General features: G+C 76.2%; 11 protein-coding genes. 6 read left to right on the top strand and 5 right to left on the bottom strand.

The features are described 5' to 3' along the window. The first annotated feature begins 17 nt into the window (after positions 1 to 17). Positions 18 to 908 (top strand): DMT family transporter, encoded by an 891-nt coding sequence (locus AB0P35_RS01570; RefSeq protein ID WP_363504897.1) that lies wholly within the window; start codon positions 18 to 20, stop codon positions 906 to 908. Between the two features lie 75 nt (positions 909 to 983). Here the strand turns inward: AB0P35_RS01570 and AB0P35_RS01565 are convergent, their stop codons facing one another. Further along, positions 984 to 1,760, bottom strand: a complete 777-nt coding sequence (locus AB0P35_RS01565) for a (2Fe-2S)-binding protein (RefSeq protein WP_363504894.1) — start codon at positions 1,758 to 1,760, stop codon at positions 984 to 986. Positions 1,761 to 2,103: 343 nt separating this feature from the next. Between AB0P35_RS01565 and AB0P35_RS01560 the strand changes: the two genes are divergently transcribed. The 5 genes from AB0P35_RS01560 to AB0P35_RS01540 all read left to right on the top strand — a co-directional run bounded on the left by AB0P35_RS01560 (position 2,104) and on the right by AB0P35_RS01540 (position 8,886). After that, complete coding sequence (locus AB0P35_RS01560; protein ID WP_363504891.1) at positions 2,104 to 3,300, top strand: ATP-grasp domain-containing protein; 1,197 nt, start codon at positions 2,104 to 2,106, stop codon at positions 3,298 to 3,300. After that, on the top strand, positions 3,297 to 5,006 hold the full coding sequence (locus AB0P35_RS01555; RefSeq protein ID WP_363504888.1) for an IucA/IucC family protein: 1,710 nt from the start codon (positions 3,297 to 3,299) through the stop codon (positions 5,004 to 5,006). Before AB0P35_RS01560 ends, AB0P35_RS01555 begins: the two co-directional genes overlap by 4 nt. A gap of 47 nt (positions 5,007 to 5,053) precedes the next feature. Continuing rightward, positions 5,054 to 6,823, top strand: coding sequence for an IucA/IucC family protein (locus AB0P35_RS01550; RefSeq protein ID WP_363504885.1), 1,770 nt, complete (start codon positions 5,054 to 5,056; stop codon positions 6,821 to 6,823). Beyond that, positions 6,820 to 7,995: a type III PLP-dependent enzyme gene (locus AB0P35_RS01545; RefSeq protein WP_363504882.1), complete on the top strand. Its 1,176-nt coding sequence runs from the start codon at positions 6,820 to 6,822 to the stop codon at positions 7,993 to 7,995. The genes AB0P35_RS01550 and AB0P35_RS01545 overlap by 4 nt, the downstream gene beginning before the upstream one ends. 84 nt (positions 7,996 to 8,079) lie before the next feature. Further along, complete coding sequence (locus tag AB0P35_RS01540) at positions 8,080 to 8,886, top strand: inositol monophosphatase family protein (protein ID WP_363504973.1); 807 nt, start codon at positions 8,080 to 8,082, stop codon at positions 8,884 to 8,886. Positions 8,887 to 8,949: 63 nt separating this feature from the next. On the opposite strand, the gene AB0P35_RS01535 is transcribed toward AB0P35_RS01540, so the two are convergent. The 4 genes from AB0P35_RS01535 to AB0P35_RS01520 all read right to left on the bottom strand — a co-directional run bounded on the left by AB0P35_RS01535 (position 8,950) and on the right by AB0P35_RS01520 (position 14,346). After that, positions 8,950 to 10,152, bottom strand: a complete 1,203-nt coding sequence (locus AB0P35_RS01535) for a cytochrome P450 (RefSeq protein ID WP_363504879.1) — start codon at positions 10,150 to 10,152, stop codon at positions 8,950 to 8,952. 36 nt (positions 10,153 to 10,188) lie between these two features. Beyond that, complete coding sequence (locus AB0P35_RS01530; RefSeq protein ID WP_363504876.1) at positions 10,189 to 10,908, bottom strand: tRNA-dependent cyclodipeptide synthase; 720 nt, start codon at positions 10,906 to 10,908, stop codon at positions 10,189 to 10,191. Between the two features lie 428 nt (positions 10,909 to 11,336). Continuing rightward, positions 11,337 to 12,815, bottom strand: coding sequence for a pyridoxal-dependent decarboxylase (locus AB0P35_RS01525; RefSeq protein ID WP_363504873.1), 1,479 nt, complete (start codon positions 12,813 to 12,815; stop codon positions 11,337 to 11,339). Between the two features lie 169 nt (positions 12,816 to 12,984). Continuing rightward, the gene (locus AB0P35_RS01520) at positions 12,985 to 14,346 is read right to left on the bottom strand and encodes a diaminobutyrate--2-oxoglutarate transaminase family protein (protein ID WP_363504870.1); all 1,362 of its coding nucleotides are present in this window, start codon (positions 14,344 to 14,346) and stop codon (positions 12,985 to 12,987) included. Positions 14,347 to 14,413: the final 67 nt, after the last annotated feature.

Below are 14,413 nucleotides of genomic sequence, written 5' to 3'. Positions count from 1 at the left end.
CCGGTACCGTGCGCGGCATGGAGCAGACACTCACCGACTCGGCCGCACCGCTGGACGGACGCGCCCTCGCCGCGGCCGGCACCACCGTGCTGCTGTGGGCCTCCGCCTTCGTCGTCATCCGGGACGCCGGCTCCTCCTTCGGGCCCGGCGCGCTCGCCCTCGGCCGGCTCACCGTCGGCGCGATCGCCCTGGTCGGCCTGCTGGTGCTCCGCCGCGAAGGGGTACCGCCGCGGGCCGCCTGGCCCGGCATCGCCGCCTCCGGGGTGCTCTGGTTCGGGCTCTACATGGTGGCGCTCAACTGGGGCGAGCAGCAGGTCGACGCGGGCACCGCCGCGATGGTGGTCAACATCGGGCCGCTGCTCATCGCCCTGCTCGGCGGATGGCTGCTCAAGGAGGGCTTCCCGCGCGGACTGGTTGCCGGCCTCGCCGTCTCCTTCGCGGGCGCCGTGGTCACCGGGCTGTCGATGTCCGGCGGGGCGGGCGGCGGCTCGGTGCTCGGCATCGCCCTCTGCCTGCTCTCGGCAGCGACCTACGCGGCGGGCGTGGTGCTCCAGAAGCCCGCCCTGCGGCACGCCACCCCCTTGCAGGCCACCGCTTTCGGCTGCCTGATCGGTGCGATCGCCTGCCTGCCGTTCACCCCCGGCCTCCTCCACGACCTCGGACGGGCACCGGCCTCCGCCGTCCTCGACCTGGTCTACCTCGGCCTCTTCCCGACCGCCCTCGCCTTCACCACCTGGGCCTACGCCCTCTCCCGCACCACCGCCGGCCGGATGGGCGCCACCTGCTACGCCGTCCCCGCCCTCGTGGTCCTGATGGCCTGGCTGCTCCTCGGCGAACTCCCCGCCACCCTCGCCCTCCTCGGCGGCACCCTCTGCCTCGCCGGCGTCGCGGTCTCCCGGAGGGGATGAGAAGCGGGAGGAAGGGGCAGCGCCCCCGGGTTACCCATGCCCGCTGGCTCCCCCGCGGGCACCCGCCCCCCTTGATCACTGCTCCAGGCGGCGGACCCGTTCGTCGTCCGGGGTGCGGGGGCAGGTGGTGCAGGCCTCGTCGGGGCGGATGGCGTAGTAGAGGCAGCAGCCCTGCCGGGTGCGGGTCCAGTGGCGGCGGCCCGCGGTACCGGGGAGGCGGCGGAACGCGGCGGCGCCCGCGAACGGCGGGGTCCCGCCGGGCAGCAGGACGGAGGCGGCGGTGACCGCGCGGTCCTCCTCGCCGAGCACCCGGCCGAGGTACCAGAGGGCGGAGACCAGGTCGTCCGTGACCATCCCCCAGAGTGCGTGCGGGCCGCGCCGTACGTACGGCTGGAAGGCCCCGAGCACCGGCCCGACGTGGGCGGCGACGGCGGCGCGGAGCCCGTCCGGGCCGAGCGGGCCGTCGTCGGGGAGGTCGGCGAGCAGGGCGAGGTCGCCGGTGGACTCCTCGATCCAGAGGGCGGAGGGGGCGATCCGCGCGGCGCGCCCGTCGAGATACCAGGGCCCGGCGGTGAGCAGGCAGAGCGACCAGAGGTAGTGGTGCAGCAGCCGGGAGGCGGCGACGTGCGGGCGCGGGGCGGCGCCGTGGGCGGCCTCGATCCGGGCGGCCTCGGCGGCGACCAGGGCTTCGGCGCGGGCGGCCAGGGCGTCCCCGGGGCACCAGCGTTCGCGGCCCGCGGGTGGCCGGTCGAGCAGCGTGACCGGCAGCGCCGGGCAGATGTCGACAAGGCGCCGAATCGACGCAGGTGTTCCGGCGGCGGCGGAGGCGCGCACGGCCGTCAGCTGGAGCATCGAGGGACCCCCGTGATCAACTAAGGCATGCCTCACCTTACATGGACCTGACGGTCCGTCGAACCATCGACACCCCGACAGATCGGCCGATTTGACGCGATTAGGTACGCCTAACCTAATGTTCCGTCCGTGTCCCCCGCAGCGCCACCTGTGGCCGAAGCCCGCACCACCGCCACCTGCCCCCGCACGGGGCGCGGTTTCCGGTCGCCTCCGTCGGGCACGATCGACCGCACCGGACCGGCCGCCTGACCGCCCGTCGACGGCCGCGCCCGCCGGACGAAGCCGACACGCGCCCGTGCGCCCGCAGCCCGCGGGCCCTGCCACCACCCCGAGGACGACGCCCATGCGGCTGTACCTGCTCGCCCTGAACCCCACCGACTCGGTCACCGAGGGCTTCCTGCCGGCCGCCGACCGGCTCGGCCTCGCGGTCACCGTGCTCACCGACCAGCCGGACGCGCACCGCACGGCGTACCGGCACCTCGCCGCGCCGCCCGAGGTGCTGCCCTGCGAGGTCCGGGACTTCCGCGAGGTGGTCGGGCTGGTCTCCCGGCACCACGCCCCCGACGCGGTGTTCAGCAACAGCGACCACCTGCAGACCCAGACCGCCCTCGCCGCCGAGTACTTCGGCCTGCCGGCGAAGGACTGGCGGGCCGCGCTGCGGGCGAAGAACAAGGCGCAGCTCCGCCGGCACCTCGCCGCGGTCGGCCTGGACACCGTCCGCGCGGTCGAACTCGCCCCCGGGCAGCCGGTCTCCGGGATCGACCCGCCGTTCCCGTGCGTGGTGAAGCCGCGCGAGGGCGTCGCCAGCGAGGACGTCGCCCTGGTCGCCGACGCCGCCGAACTGGCCGCGCACTGCGCCGCGGTGCGGCAGCGCCGGCCCCAGGACGCCCTGGTGGTGGAGGAGTTCCTGGCCGGCGAGCTGCACACTCTGGAGACCCTCGGCGACGGCACGCGCCGCCACGTGCTCGGCGGGTTCCGCACCCGGATCTCCCCGCCGCCGCACTTCGTCGAGGAGGCACTGGAGTTCGTCCCCGAGCACCCCCGACCGGTGGTCGACCAGGTGCTCGCCCAGCTCGACGCGCTCGGCGTCGGCCTCGGCGCCTGCCACACCGAGTTCGTCGTCCAGCCGGACGGCCGGGCCCGCATCATCGAGGTCAACTACCGGGCCATCGGCGACCAGTGCGACCTGATGCTGGCCCGGCTGCTGGACATCCCGTTCTTCGAGCACGTGCTCCGCGTCCACCTCGGCGAGCCGCTGCCCGCCGAGCTCGGCGCCCGTACCGGACGGCACGGCCACAACCGGGCGGTGCTCGCCGACCGGGCCGGCACGCTGACCGCCGCCCCGGCGGCCCAGGAGTACGAGAAGGACGGCGTCCAGCTGGTCTACCGGCCGTTCCGCACCGTCGGCGAGCACCACGTGCACCACCGCACCAACCGGGACTACCTCGGCGTGGTCTGGGCGGTCGGCGACGACCGTCGGGCCGTCGACGGCGCGGTGGAGGCGTTCCTCGCCGCCAACCGCTGGGAGATCACCCCGTGACCGCGGCCGCCCCGCCCCGGGAGCGGGCGCACGCCGACGACCCGGCCGGGCTGCTCACCCGGCGCGTCCTCGGCGCCCTGCACCGCGAGGACGTGCTGGGCCTGCGCACCGGCGCCGTCGTCGAGGAGCGGCCGGACGGTACCTGGCTGCGCGGCCCGCGGCTCGCCCTGCCGGTCACGGCGGACGGGTTCCAGAGCCGCTGGACGGCCCGCCTCCCGCTGCTCGAGGTCGACGGCCGCCCGCTGACCGGCCTCGACCGGATCCTCGCCGCGGTGGCCGACCTCGCGGACCCGCGCGACCGGGACGGCCACACCGCCTTCGCCGAGGAGTGCCGGCAGGCGCTCGCCACCGTCCGGCTGCACGAGCGGGCCCGCCCCGGTGTGCTCGCCGCGCTCGCCGAGGCCCTCGGCCCCGACCCGGCAGGCTGGACCGGCCCCGCCGCCTCGCTCGGCTTCGACACCCTCGCCGCCTACCTCGACCACCCGGTGCACCCCGCCGGCCGCGGCCGGTCCGGCCTCACCGACGACCATCTGCGGCGCTACGCACCCGAGTTCCACCCCTCCTTCGAGCTGCGCTGGCTCGTCCTGCCCGAGGACGCGCTCACCGTGCACGGCGCCGGCCCGCCGCCCGCCTGGTGGCCCACCCCCGCCGACCTCGGCGAGACCGGCACCGGCCGCACCCTGCCCGTCCACCCGCTCACCGCGGGCCCGGAGTTGGCCGCCCTGGTGCCCGGCGCCCGACTCGCCGACCGGCCGTACCTGACCGTCCGGCCGACGCTGTCCATGCGGACCGTCGCGGTCGTCCGGGACCCTGCCGTCCACCTCAAACTGCCGCTCGCCACCGCCACCCTGGGCCTGCGCAACCGGCGCACCATCAAGCCCGGCAGCCTGGTCGACGGCGCCGCGGGCGAGCGCCTGCTGGCCGCCGTCACCGCCCGCGAGCCGCGCTTCGCCGGCACCGTGCTGCACGCCGACGAGCAGTCCTTCGCGCACGCCGGCCACGAGCTGATCGCCGTCCTGGTGCGCCGCCAACCCGCTGGTCTGGACGGCGCGGTGACCGTTCCGCTGGCCGCCCTGCTCGCCCCCGCCCCCGGAGGCCGCACCGTCCTCGACCACCTCGCCGACCGCTTCCACGGCGGCGACGTGCTGCGCCTCTACGACGAGCTGCTGCGGCTGCTGCTCGACTGGCACACCACGCTCTTCTCGTACGGCATCGCCCTGGAGGCGCACCAGCAGAACACCTCGCTGGTGCTGGACCGCCCCGGCGGCCGCACCCGGCTGCGGCTGCTGCTCAAGGACGACGACGGCCCGCGCATCAACACCGCCCGGCTCGGCGAACTCGCCTCGTACGCAGATCAGTTCGACGACACGCGGATAGCCGGTGCGGACGACCGGCCGGTCACCGACCTGTTCGCCACCATCGCCGGCCACCTGTGCACCGGCGCGCTCGCCTTCGGCCTGGCCGAGCTCGGCCGCGCGCCGCTGGAGCAGACCCTCGGCCTGCTGCGCACCCGGCTCGGCGAGGCCGCCGACCGGATCGGACCGGCCGGGCGCGTGCTGCGCGCCGCCCTGCTCGACGCCGAGGAGCTGCCGGTGAAGGCCATGGTCACCGCGGGCACCCTGCTCAGCAAGGAGCGCTCCGGCGCGGCCGACATCAACAAGCACTACACCACCGGGCCCAACTACCTGCGGGAGGCGCCCAGGTGAGCACTCCCGCAGGCGCCCGCCGCCCACACCCGCGAGGGAGCAACCGTATGACCCCACGGCTCGACGCCCGCCGCACCTGCGCCCCGACCGGGCTGCCCAGCGCCGACCACGCGGTCGCGCACACCCTGCTGAACTGCCTGTTGCGGGAGGTGTCCGCGCCCGAGCACCAGACCGCCGTCATCGACGACCACCTGCTCGTCCGGCTGCCCCGCCGCGGCACCCTGCTGCGGGTCGCGCTGCGCCGCACCTCGCTCTCCGGCGCGCACCGCTTCACCGGCCCGGTCGTCGCACACACCGCCGAGGGCGCCCGGGAGCTCGGCTGGCGCGAGCTCGCCGAGCACGTCGAGGCCGAGCTCGGCCACCGCGGCGGCACGCCCAACGACGAGTTCCTCGCCCAACTCGCCTCCAGCCATGCCGGGGTGGCCGCCGCCCTGGCCGACCGCCCGGAGCCCGGGCCGGACCGCTACCTGGAGTCCGAGCAGGCCCTGCTGTTCGGCCACCGCTTCCACCCCTCCCCCAAGGCCCGCTCCGCGGGGAGCACCGCGGACGCCGCGGCCTGGTCCGCGTACGCCCCGGAGGCCCGGGCCGCCTTCCGGCTGCGCCATCTCGCCGTGCGCGCCGAGCTGTTGGCCGAGGACACCGCCGACCCGGTCGCGACCGCCCTGCTGGACGGGCTGCGCGGCGACCTCCCGGCCGGCTACCGGCTGCTGCCCGCCCACCCGTGGCAGTACTCGCTGCTGCGCGGCCACCCGGCGCTCACCGCCGCACTCGGCCGCGGCGACGTGCTCGACCTGGGCCCCGGCGGCACCCCGTTCACCGCCACCGCCTCGGTCCGCACGCTGTACGGCGCGGGTGCCTTCCTCAAGTTCAGCCTCAATGTGCGGATCACCAACTGCCTGCGCAAGAACGCCGCGTACGAGCTGAGCGGCGCCGTCGCGCTCACCCGGCTGCTGGCCGGGCCGCTGGCCGACCTCGCCCGGCGCTTCCCCGACGCGTCGGTGCTCCGCGAGCCCGCGTTCCGCACCCTGGCGCTGTCCGGTCCGGACGGGCGCCCCGACACCACGCTGTACGAGGGCCTCGGCCTGATCGTCCGCGAGGGCCTGGCCGGCGCCGTCCGCCCGGGGCTCACCCCGCTGCTGGCCGCCGCCGTCGCCGACGAGTACCCGACCAGCTCCGCGCAGATCGCCGCGCTGCTCGACGGCGCGGGCCCGGCCGCCGCCCGCGACTGGTGGGCCCGCTACCTGCGGCTGGTCGTCCCACCGGTGCTGGCCGCCTACTTCGACCACGGGGTGGTGCTGGAGCCGCACCTGCAGAACGTGCTGGTCTGCGTGGACGCGGCGGGCCGGCCCCGCCAGGTGCTCTTCCGCGACCTGGAGGGCACCAAGCTGCTGCCCGGTCACCATGCGGAGGCGCTCGCCGCACTGCCGCCGGAGGTCGCCGGGCCGATGAGCTACGACGCCGACCGCGGCTGGGACCGGGTGGTCTACTGCCTGCTGGTCAACCACCTCGCCGAGCTGCTGGCCGCCCTCGCCGACCAGGCCCCGCCGGCCCGGGCGGGCGGGCTGGAGGCCGCCCTCTGGGCCGAGCTGCGCGCCGTCCTCGCCGAGTGCGCCGACGCACACGGGCGCCCGGCCCGGCTCACCGCCCTGCTGGACGGCGCCCCGCTGCCCGCCAAGGCCAATCTGCTGACCCGCTGGGACCGCCGTCCCGACCGGGAGGCCGGCTATGTGCGGCTGCCCTCGCCGCTCGCCCCCGAGGTGCTCGCCGAGGCCGCGCTGAGCGGTGGATCGGCCCTGAGCGGCGGGGCGGCCCGGTGAGCGCCGCCCCGGGCGCCCTGGTCGCCCGCCGGGTCGAGGAGCTGGCCGCCGAGCAGCTGCCCGCCTACCTGTACGACCTGCCGGCGCTGCGCACGCACGCCGCCGCCGTCCGGGCCGCGCTGCCCGCGCGGGTGGAGCTGTACTACGCGGCCAAGGCCAATCCGGAGCCGGCGCTGCTCGCCGCGCTGCGGCCGTACGTGGACGGCTACGAGGTGTCCTCCGGCGGCGAGTCGGCGCATGTCCGGGCGGCGGTGCCGGGTGCGCCGACCGCCTTCGGCGGGCCCGGCAAGACGCCCGCCGAGATCGCCGCCGGGCTGGCCGCCGGGGTGCACCGCTGGCATGTGGAGAGCGTCCACGAGCTGCGGCAGCTGGCCGCCGCGGGCGAGACCGTGGACATCCTGCTGCGGGCCAACCTGCCGGTGGCCGAGGGCGGCCTCGCGGGGGTCGCGCTGGCGATGGGCGGCCGGCCCAGCCCGTTCGGCATGGACCCGGCGGGTGTCGAGGAGTGCCTGCGGCTGCTGGACTCCCCCGGCTTCACCCGGCTGCGGCTGCGCGGCATCCACGCCCATCTCGCCAGCGGTCTCGACGCGGCGGGCCAACTCGCCCTCACCGAGCGGATCGTGGAGTACACCGCGGGGCTCGGTCTGGCCGAGGCGAACGTCGGCGGCGGCATGGCGGTGGACTACGCCGACCCCGGCCGCCGCTTCGACTGGACGGCCTTCGGCACCGGCCTGGAGAAACTGCTGGACGGGCGCCCCGGGCTGCGGCTGCGGATCGAGCCGGGTCGCTCGCTGACCGCCTACTGCGGCTGGTACGCCACCGAGGTGCTCGACCTCAAACACAGCCACGGCGAGGACTTCGCGGTGGTCCGCGGCGGCACCCACCACCTGCGCACCCCGGCCACCCGGGGCCACTCCCAGCCCTGTGCGGTCCTGCCCCGCGAGGACTGGCCGCACCCGTGGCGGCGGCCCACCGCGGCCGGGCCGCTGGTCACCCTGTCGGGCCAGCTCTGCACGCCCAAGGACGTGCTGGCCGCCCGGGTGCCGGCGGCCGGGCTGCGGGCCGGCGACCGGGTGGTGTTCGCGATGGCCGGCGCGTACGCCTGGAACATCTCGCACCACGAGTTCCTGATGCACCCCCGCCCGGGCTTCCACGTGCTGGACGGGCCGTAGCGCCCGCCCGGGCAGGGCCGCCGCAGGTCGGCACCGGGCGGGCGTGGGAGAGTGGTACCCGGCGAAGGGAGCAGTCGGGTGCTGATGGAGAAGGTGGCGGAGATCCTCGCCGAGGCGTCGGCGGAGGCGGTCGAGCCCCGGTTCCGGGCCCTGGCGGCGGGCGAGGTGCTGGAGAAGGCGCCCGGCGAGATCGTCACCGTCGCCGACCGCGAGGCCGAGGTGATCATCTCCCGGCGGCTGCGCGAGCTGCTGCCGGTGCCCGTGGTCGGTGAGGAGGCGGTGGCCGCCGACCCGTCGCTGGCGATGGCGCTCGTCTCCGAGCCCGCCTGCTGGCTGGTCGACCCGGTCGACGGCACCGGGAACTTCGTGGCCGGCCGCCCCGACTTCGCCGTGATGGCCTCGCTCGTCCGGGCCGGGCGCACCGTCGCCTCCTGGATCTACCAGCCGGTCGCCGGAGTCGGCTACGCCGCCGAACTCGGCGCGGGCGCCTGGCGGGACGGGCAGCGCCTCGTCCGGCAGCCGGCCGGTGCCGACCCGGAGAAGTGGCGCGGCTCGGTGAAGAGCCGCTTCCTCGACCCGGTGCTGCACCACCGGCTGCAGAGCAACGCCCGGGTGTTCGGCGAGATGTCGACCGGCCTGCGCTCGGCCGGCATGGAGTACCCGCAGCTCGCCGAGGGCCGGCAGGAGTTCATCCTGTACTGGCGCACCCTGCCCTGGGACCACGCCCCGGGCTCGCTGCTGGTGACCGAGGCCGGCGGGGTCTCCGCCCGGCTGGACGGCAGCGAGTACCGCCCCGAGCCGCCGGGCGGCGAGGACGGCCTGCTGGTCGCCTGCGACCCGGCGGTCTGGGAGCGCACCCAGGAGATCCTCCTCGCCGCCGCCCTGCACTGAGCCGACCCGCTCTGAGCCGCCCTGCACCCTGCACCGGCCGCCCCGAGCCGAGCACCGCGGCGGCTACCAGAGCACCGGGAGCCGCTCGGGCAGTCGCTTGATGAAGCCGGGCCGCCAGGCGAGCTGTTCCACCGGCAGGGCGAGCCGCAGCTCCGGCAGCCGCTGGACGAGCGCGGTCAGCGCGATCCCGGCGTGGGTGCGGCCGAGCGCCGAGGCCGGGCAGAAGTGCCGGCCGGCGCCGAACGCCAGGTGCGGGTTCTCCGGCCGGTCGAAGTCGATCCGCTCGGGGTGCGGGAACACCTCCGGATCGTGGTTGGCGCCCTCGACGAGGACGAGCACCAGCTCGCCCGCGCGGACCAGCACCTCGCCGAGTTGCACGTCGGCCAGGGCCAGCCGGGGCAGCGCGTCCCCGATGGAGAGGTTCCAGCGCAGCAGTTCCTCCACCGCGCGGTCGATCACGGCAGGCTCGGTGCGGATCCGCTCGGCGAGCTCCGGCCGCTGCACCAGCATGATGACCGCGTGCAGCAGGAAGGACGAGGTGGAGACCGCACCCGCGCCGAACAGCGAGAGCGCCACGGTGGCGAGCAGTTCGTCGGGGATCCGGTCGGCGGCGTCCGGGGAGCGGCGCAGCTCGGCGAAGCGGCCGAGCAGGCCCTCGGTGGGCCCGGGGTCGGCGTTCAGCCGGTCGACCATGTAGCCGAGGTCCTTGTACCAGTTGGCCGTTGAGCCCTCGAAGGGCGTGGGGCTGGTGAGGAAGGCGACGTCGATGCCGGCCATCAGGCGCCGCCAGTCGTCGGTCGGTATGCCGAGCAGCCGGCAGTGCAGGGCGGCCGAGTAGGGCTCGGTGAAGCCGTCGCGCAGTTCGCCCGGGGCGCCCGTCTCGACCAGGCGGTCGATCAGGCGGTGCGCCTCGGCGGCCAGCCAGGGCGCCAACTCGCGGTCGGCGCGCGGGTTCAGGGTCTTCATCACGGCCTGCCGCAGGCCGGCGCTGTTGATGTTGCCCATGTTGTTGACCACCTCGGGCGGGATGGTCAGCGCGTACTGGCGCGGGACACCGGGGTTGGCGGTGTCCTTGAGGCTGAAGCGCTCGTCCTCCAGCACCCGGGTGGCGAGGGCGTGGCTGCTGACCAGCCAGGCCTCGTCGCCGGTCATGGTGCGGACCCTGGCCACCGGGTGCTTCTCGCGGAGGGTGGCCACCTCCTCGGGGACGATGTCGCCGCGCCGGGAGAGCGGGAAGGCGAACTCGGGCTGTTCGGTGACGGTCACGGGGCTCCTCGGTGGTGCGAAGGTGGGTCGGTGCGGTCAGGCGGCGGGCCGGTCGGCCGCCGCGGCGGTGGGCCGGACGACCGCGTAGCCCTGGCCGGGGGCCGCGTGCAGGCCGTCCGATCGGCCGAACAGCACGCCGGTGAGCGGCAGTTCGAGGTGGTAGCAGGCGACGGAGCTGGGCACGCCGAGCAGGGCCGGGGTGTCCAGGAAGAACGGGAGTTCGGCCGCGATGTAGCGGATCGCGGCGGCGAGGTGCTCGGCCGCCGGGGCGGCCCCGCCGAGCCGGGCGCGCAGGAAGTCGCAGGCCATCCGCTCGACGGCCTCGCGGAGCGGCCGGTCGGCCACCAGGGCGTCCAGGACGGCGGCGTGCAGTCTGCGGTAGGCCTCGCCGCCGGTGAACTCCGAGAGCGGGTACGTGCGGACGCCCGGGCGGCCGGCCTCGCTGACCCCGCGTTCGATCCGCCGGCGGGTGGCCTTGACCTCCTTGGCGGCGCGCCGCCGGGCGGCGTCCGGCGGGTAGCCCTGGGCGCCGAACTGGGCGTCCACGTGCAGATCGGCGTGGACGACGTCCACGGTGTCGAAGAACTCCCTCCCCCAGTGCACGAGTCGGGTGATGCGGTCGGCGCTGAAATAGCTGTTCCCGGGGCTGACGCCGATCAGCAGGTGGTCGCCGCGGGCGAAGACCCGGCGGCAGCGTTCGGAGTACGGGAATGCCTGGAATTCGTCGAGGGTGGTGCTCAGCAGTGTTTCGCTCATGCCGATTTCCTCCGCCGGACAGGGACGGGTGCGGACGGCGCCGGATTCACCGGGCCGGTGGTGCGGTGTGCGGGTGCGGGCGGCCGCACGGGTCCGGCGCCGGGGTGGGGCGCGACGGACGGGGCCGGAGAACGGGGGCGGGCAGGCTCAGATCGCCCGCGAGCAGGCCGAAGACGGCACGGCGGAGCCCCCTCGCGCCGCTAGTCCCGGGGAGCCGTGCGCTCCCGGTGTGGCGGCGACCACGAGAAGCTACCGCCGATCTTCACCGCTCCGGCAAGCCCGGCCGGGCGATTGGCGAAATACCCACCCGGTGCGGCCGAAAAATGCTGGACACCCGGAGATCGGTATGTCCACGGAACGAATCGCCCCCGATTAACAAATCACGGCCGGAACGGCCAGTGTGCTTTCCTCCGAACAGAATTGACGAATCATCGTGTTCGGCTGGAGGATTCCTCCGCCCGGCGGCCGGCCGCGGTGACCTCGGCCAGCAGCGCGTCCAGGTCCGCGGGCTCGGTGTACGGATTCAGCAGCGTGAGCTTCAGGCGGACCCGGCCGGGGCCCTCGCCGGGGAGTTCGGTGCGCCCGACGACGGCGCGGCCGGTGCGCAGCAGGTCCCGGCGGAGTTCGGCGTTGAGCCGGTCGAGCAGGGCCGGTCCGGCCGCCGGCGGCCGGTAGCGGAAGACCACGGTGGTGAGCACCGGCGGGCCGTGGAGTTCCAGCACGGGCCGGGCCGCGACGGCCTCGGCCGCGTGGTGGGCCAGCCGGTGGCAGCCGTCGACCAGAGCACCCAGCCCGGCCCGGCCGAGCACGGCGAGGGTGACGGCGATTTTGAAGGCGTCCGGGCGGCGGGTGGTGCGCAGCGAGAGGCCGAGCAGGCTCGGGTAGCCGGCCTGCTCGTCGTCGGCCGGGTTGAGGTAGACCGCACGCCGGGCCAGCGGGGCGTAGCTCTCGGCCCGTCGGACCAGGAAGACGCCGGCGGCCGCGGGCTGCCAGCCGATCTTGTGCCAGTCGAGGGCGAGGGAGTCGGCGCGTCCGATGCCGTCGAGCAGCGGGGCGAGCCGCTCGGAGAGCAGGGCGCCGCCGCCGTACGCGGCGTCGACGTGCAGCCAGGTCCCGTACTGCGCGGCGAGGTCGGCGGCCCGGTGCAGCGGGTCGACCGCGCCGGTGTCGGTGGTGCCGGCGGTGGCGACCACCGCGATCGGGATCTCGCCGCGCCGGGCGGTGCCGGCGAGGGCCTCGGCGAGGGCGTCGCCGTCCATCCGCAGCATGCGGTCGACGGGGACGGGGAGGACGGCCCGTTCACCGAGGCCGAGGACGGCGGCCGCGCGCTGGACGGAGAAGTGCGCGGCGGCGGAGGCGAGGATGCGCGGACGGGCCCCGGCGGGCAGACCGTGCAGTTCGGCGCCGGGGAAGGCCCTGTCGCGGGCGAGCATCAGGCCCATCAGGTTGGACTCGCTGCCGCCGGAGGTGAGCACGCCCGCGGCCGTGGCCGGGAGGCCGGCCAGGGCGGCGAGCTCGGCGAGCAGGGCGGTCTCCAGGGCGGTGGCGGCCGGGGCCTGGTCCCAGGAGTCCTGGGAGGGGTTGAGGGCGCTGACCGCGAGGTCGGCGGCGGCCGCGACGGCGAGCGGCGGGCAGTGCAGGTGGGCCGCGCAGGCCGGATCGGCCGGGTCCGCGGCGTACCGGGCCAGCAGCCGGACGAGCCGGGCGAGGGCGTCCGGGCCGGGCGGCGCGGCGAGGGCGGCCCGGACCTGCCGGGCGATCTCCGCGGGCTCGCCGGCGGGGACCGGCCCGTCGCGGTCGGCGGCGCCGGCGGCGAGCGCGGCCAGCACCTCGTCGAGCAGCGGCCGCAGCGCCTCGGGGCCGGCCCTGCCGCCGGAGAGCGCGTCGGGGCCGGCCGGCGGTCTCATGCCCGCGCCCGGGAAGCGGCCGGTGCGGGCTGGGCAGTCGGCGGAACGTGCGGCGGGCGCACCCGGCGGGCCCGCGAGCCGGCCGCGGGCCCCACGCCCGTCCGACCGGAACGGCGGGCACGTGCGACCGGCCGAGCACCCGCCTCGCAGCGGCGACCGGCCGCGGGTCTCATCCGTGTGCCCGGGAGGCGGCCTCGACGGCGTCGGCGAGCCGGCCGAGGACGGCCTCGGCCTGTTCGTCGGTGATGGTGAGCGGGGGCAGCAGGCGGAGCACGGCGTCGTGGCGGCCGCCGAGTTCGACGATCAGGCCGCGCTCCAGGCAGGCCTCGCGGACCCGGACGGCGAGCCGCGGATCGGCGGGCAGGGCGCCGCAGCTGTCGGGGGTGCCGGCCGGGTCGACGAGTTCAACGCCGAGCATCAGCCCGCGGCCGCGGACGTCGCCGATCACCGGCAGTCGGCTCTGCAGGCCGGCGAGCCGGGCGGCCATCCGGGCGCCGACCAGCCGGGACCGCTCGACCAGGCCGTGCGCGGCGACGTACCGCAGGGTGGCGGCGCCGGCGGCCATGGCGAGGGTGTTGCCGCGGAAGGTGCCGGTGTGGGCGCCGGGCCGCCAGCCGTCGTACTCCTCGCGGTAGACGACGGCGGCGAGCGGGAGGCTGCCGCCGATGGCCTTGGAGAGCACGATCGCGTCCGGTTCGATGCCGCTGTGCTCGACGGCCCACATGGCGCCGGTGCGGCCGACGCCGGTCTGCACCTCGTCCACGATCAGCGGGATGCCGCGGTCGGCGGTGATCCTCCGCATGGTGCGCAGCCACTCGTCGGGCGCCGGGACGACGCCGCCCTCGCCCTGCACGGCCTCCAGGATCATCGCGGCGGGGGCGGTGACCCCGCCGGCCGGGTCGTCGAGCAGCCGCTCGGTGTAGGCGGCGGAGAGTTCGGCGCCGCGGTCGCCGCCGACCCCGAACGGGCAGCGGTACGGGTACGGGTAGGGCAGCCGGGTGACCTCGCCGCCGCCCGGCAGCGGGGACTTGACGGCGACCGAGCCGGTGACGGCGAGGGCGCCCGCGGTCATGCCGTGGTAGGCCCCGGTGAAGGCGAGGGCGCCGCGCCGCCCGGTCGCGGTCTGCATCAGTTTGAGGGCGGCCTCGACCGCGTCGGTGCCGGCCGGGCCGCAGAAGTGCACCTTGGCGCGGGCGGCGAAGGCGGGCGGCAGCGCCTCGAAGAGGGCAGTGGTGAAGTCGTCCTTCTCGGCGGTGGCGAGGTCGAGGAGGTGGAGCGGGGCGCCGCCGTCGAGGGTGCGACGGATGGCCTCCAGCACCACCGGGTGGTTGTGGCCGAGCACCAGGGTGCCGGCGCCGGAGAGGCAGTCGAGGTAGCGCCGGCCGTCGGCCCCCTCCACGGTCATGCCGTTGGCCCGGACCGGCACGATCGGGAAGGACCGGGCGTAGGTGCGGGCGGCGGACTCGCGGATGCGCTGGCGGCGCAGGATCGCGTCACCGGCCGGGGCGGCGGTGTCGACGGTGGGGCTCACAGACGGGCTCTCCTCACTAAGTTAGGCAAGCCTAACTTTACTTGCCGGAGCCTCTCCGTCACCGCCG

The organism is Kitasatospora sp. NPDC085879 (assembly GCF_040686255.1).
GTDB lineage: Bacteria > Actinomycetota > Actinomycetes > Streptomycetales > Streptomycetaceae > Kitasatospora.
Note: the sequence above shows the minus strand (reverse complement) of the source record. Positions and strands in the feature narration are given on the sequence as shown.

Coding starts and splice junctions, on each gene's coding strand:
- AB0P35_RS01570 (WP_363504897.1), top strand. CDS start 18: ATGGAGCAGACACTCACCGACTCGGCCGCACCGCTGGACGGACGCGCC.
- AB0P35_RS01565 (WP_363504894.1), bottom strand. CDS start 1,760: ATGCTCCAGCTGACGGCCGTGCGCGCCTCCGCCGCCGCCGGAACACCT.
- AB0P35_RS01560 (WP_363504891.1), top strand. CDS start 2,104: ATGCGGCTGTACCTGCTCGCCCTGAACCCCACCGACTCGGTCACCGAG.
- AB0P35_RS01550 (WP_363504885.1), top strand. CDS start 5,054: ATGACCCCACGGCTCGACGCCCGCCGCACCTGCGCCCCGACCGGGCTG.
- AB0P35_RS01540 (WP_363504973.1), top strand. CDS start 8,080: ATGGAGAAGGTGGCGGAGATCCTCGCCGAGGCGTCGGCGGAGGCGGTC.
- AB0P35_RS01530 (WP_363504876.1), bottom strand. CDS start 10,908: ATGAGCGAAACACTGCTGAGCACCACCCTCGACGAATTCCAGGCATTC.
- AB0P35_RS01525 (WP_363504873.1), bottom strand. CDS start 12,815: ATGAGACCGCCGGCCGGCCCCGACGCGCTCTCCGGCGGCAGGGCCGGC.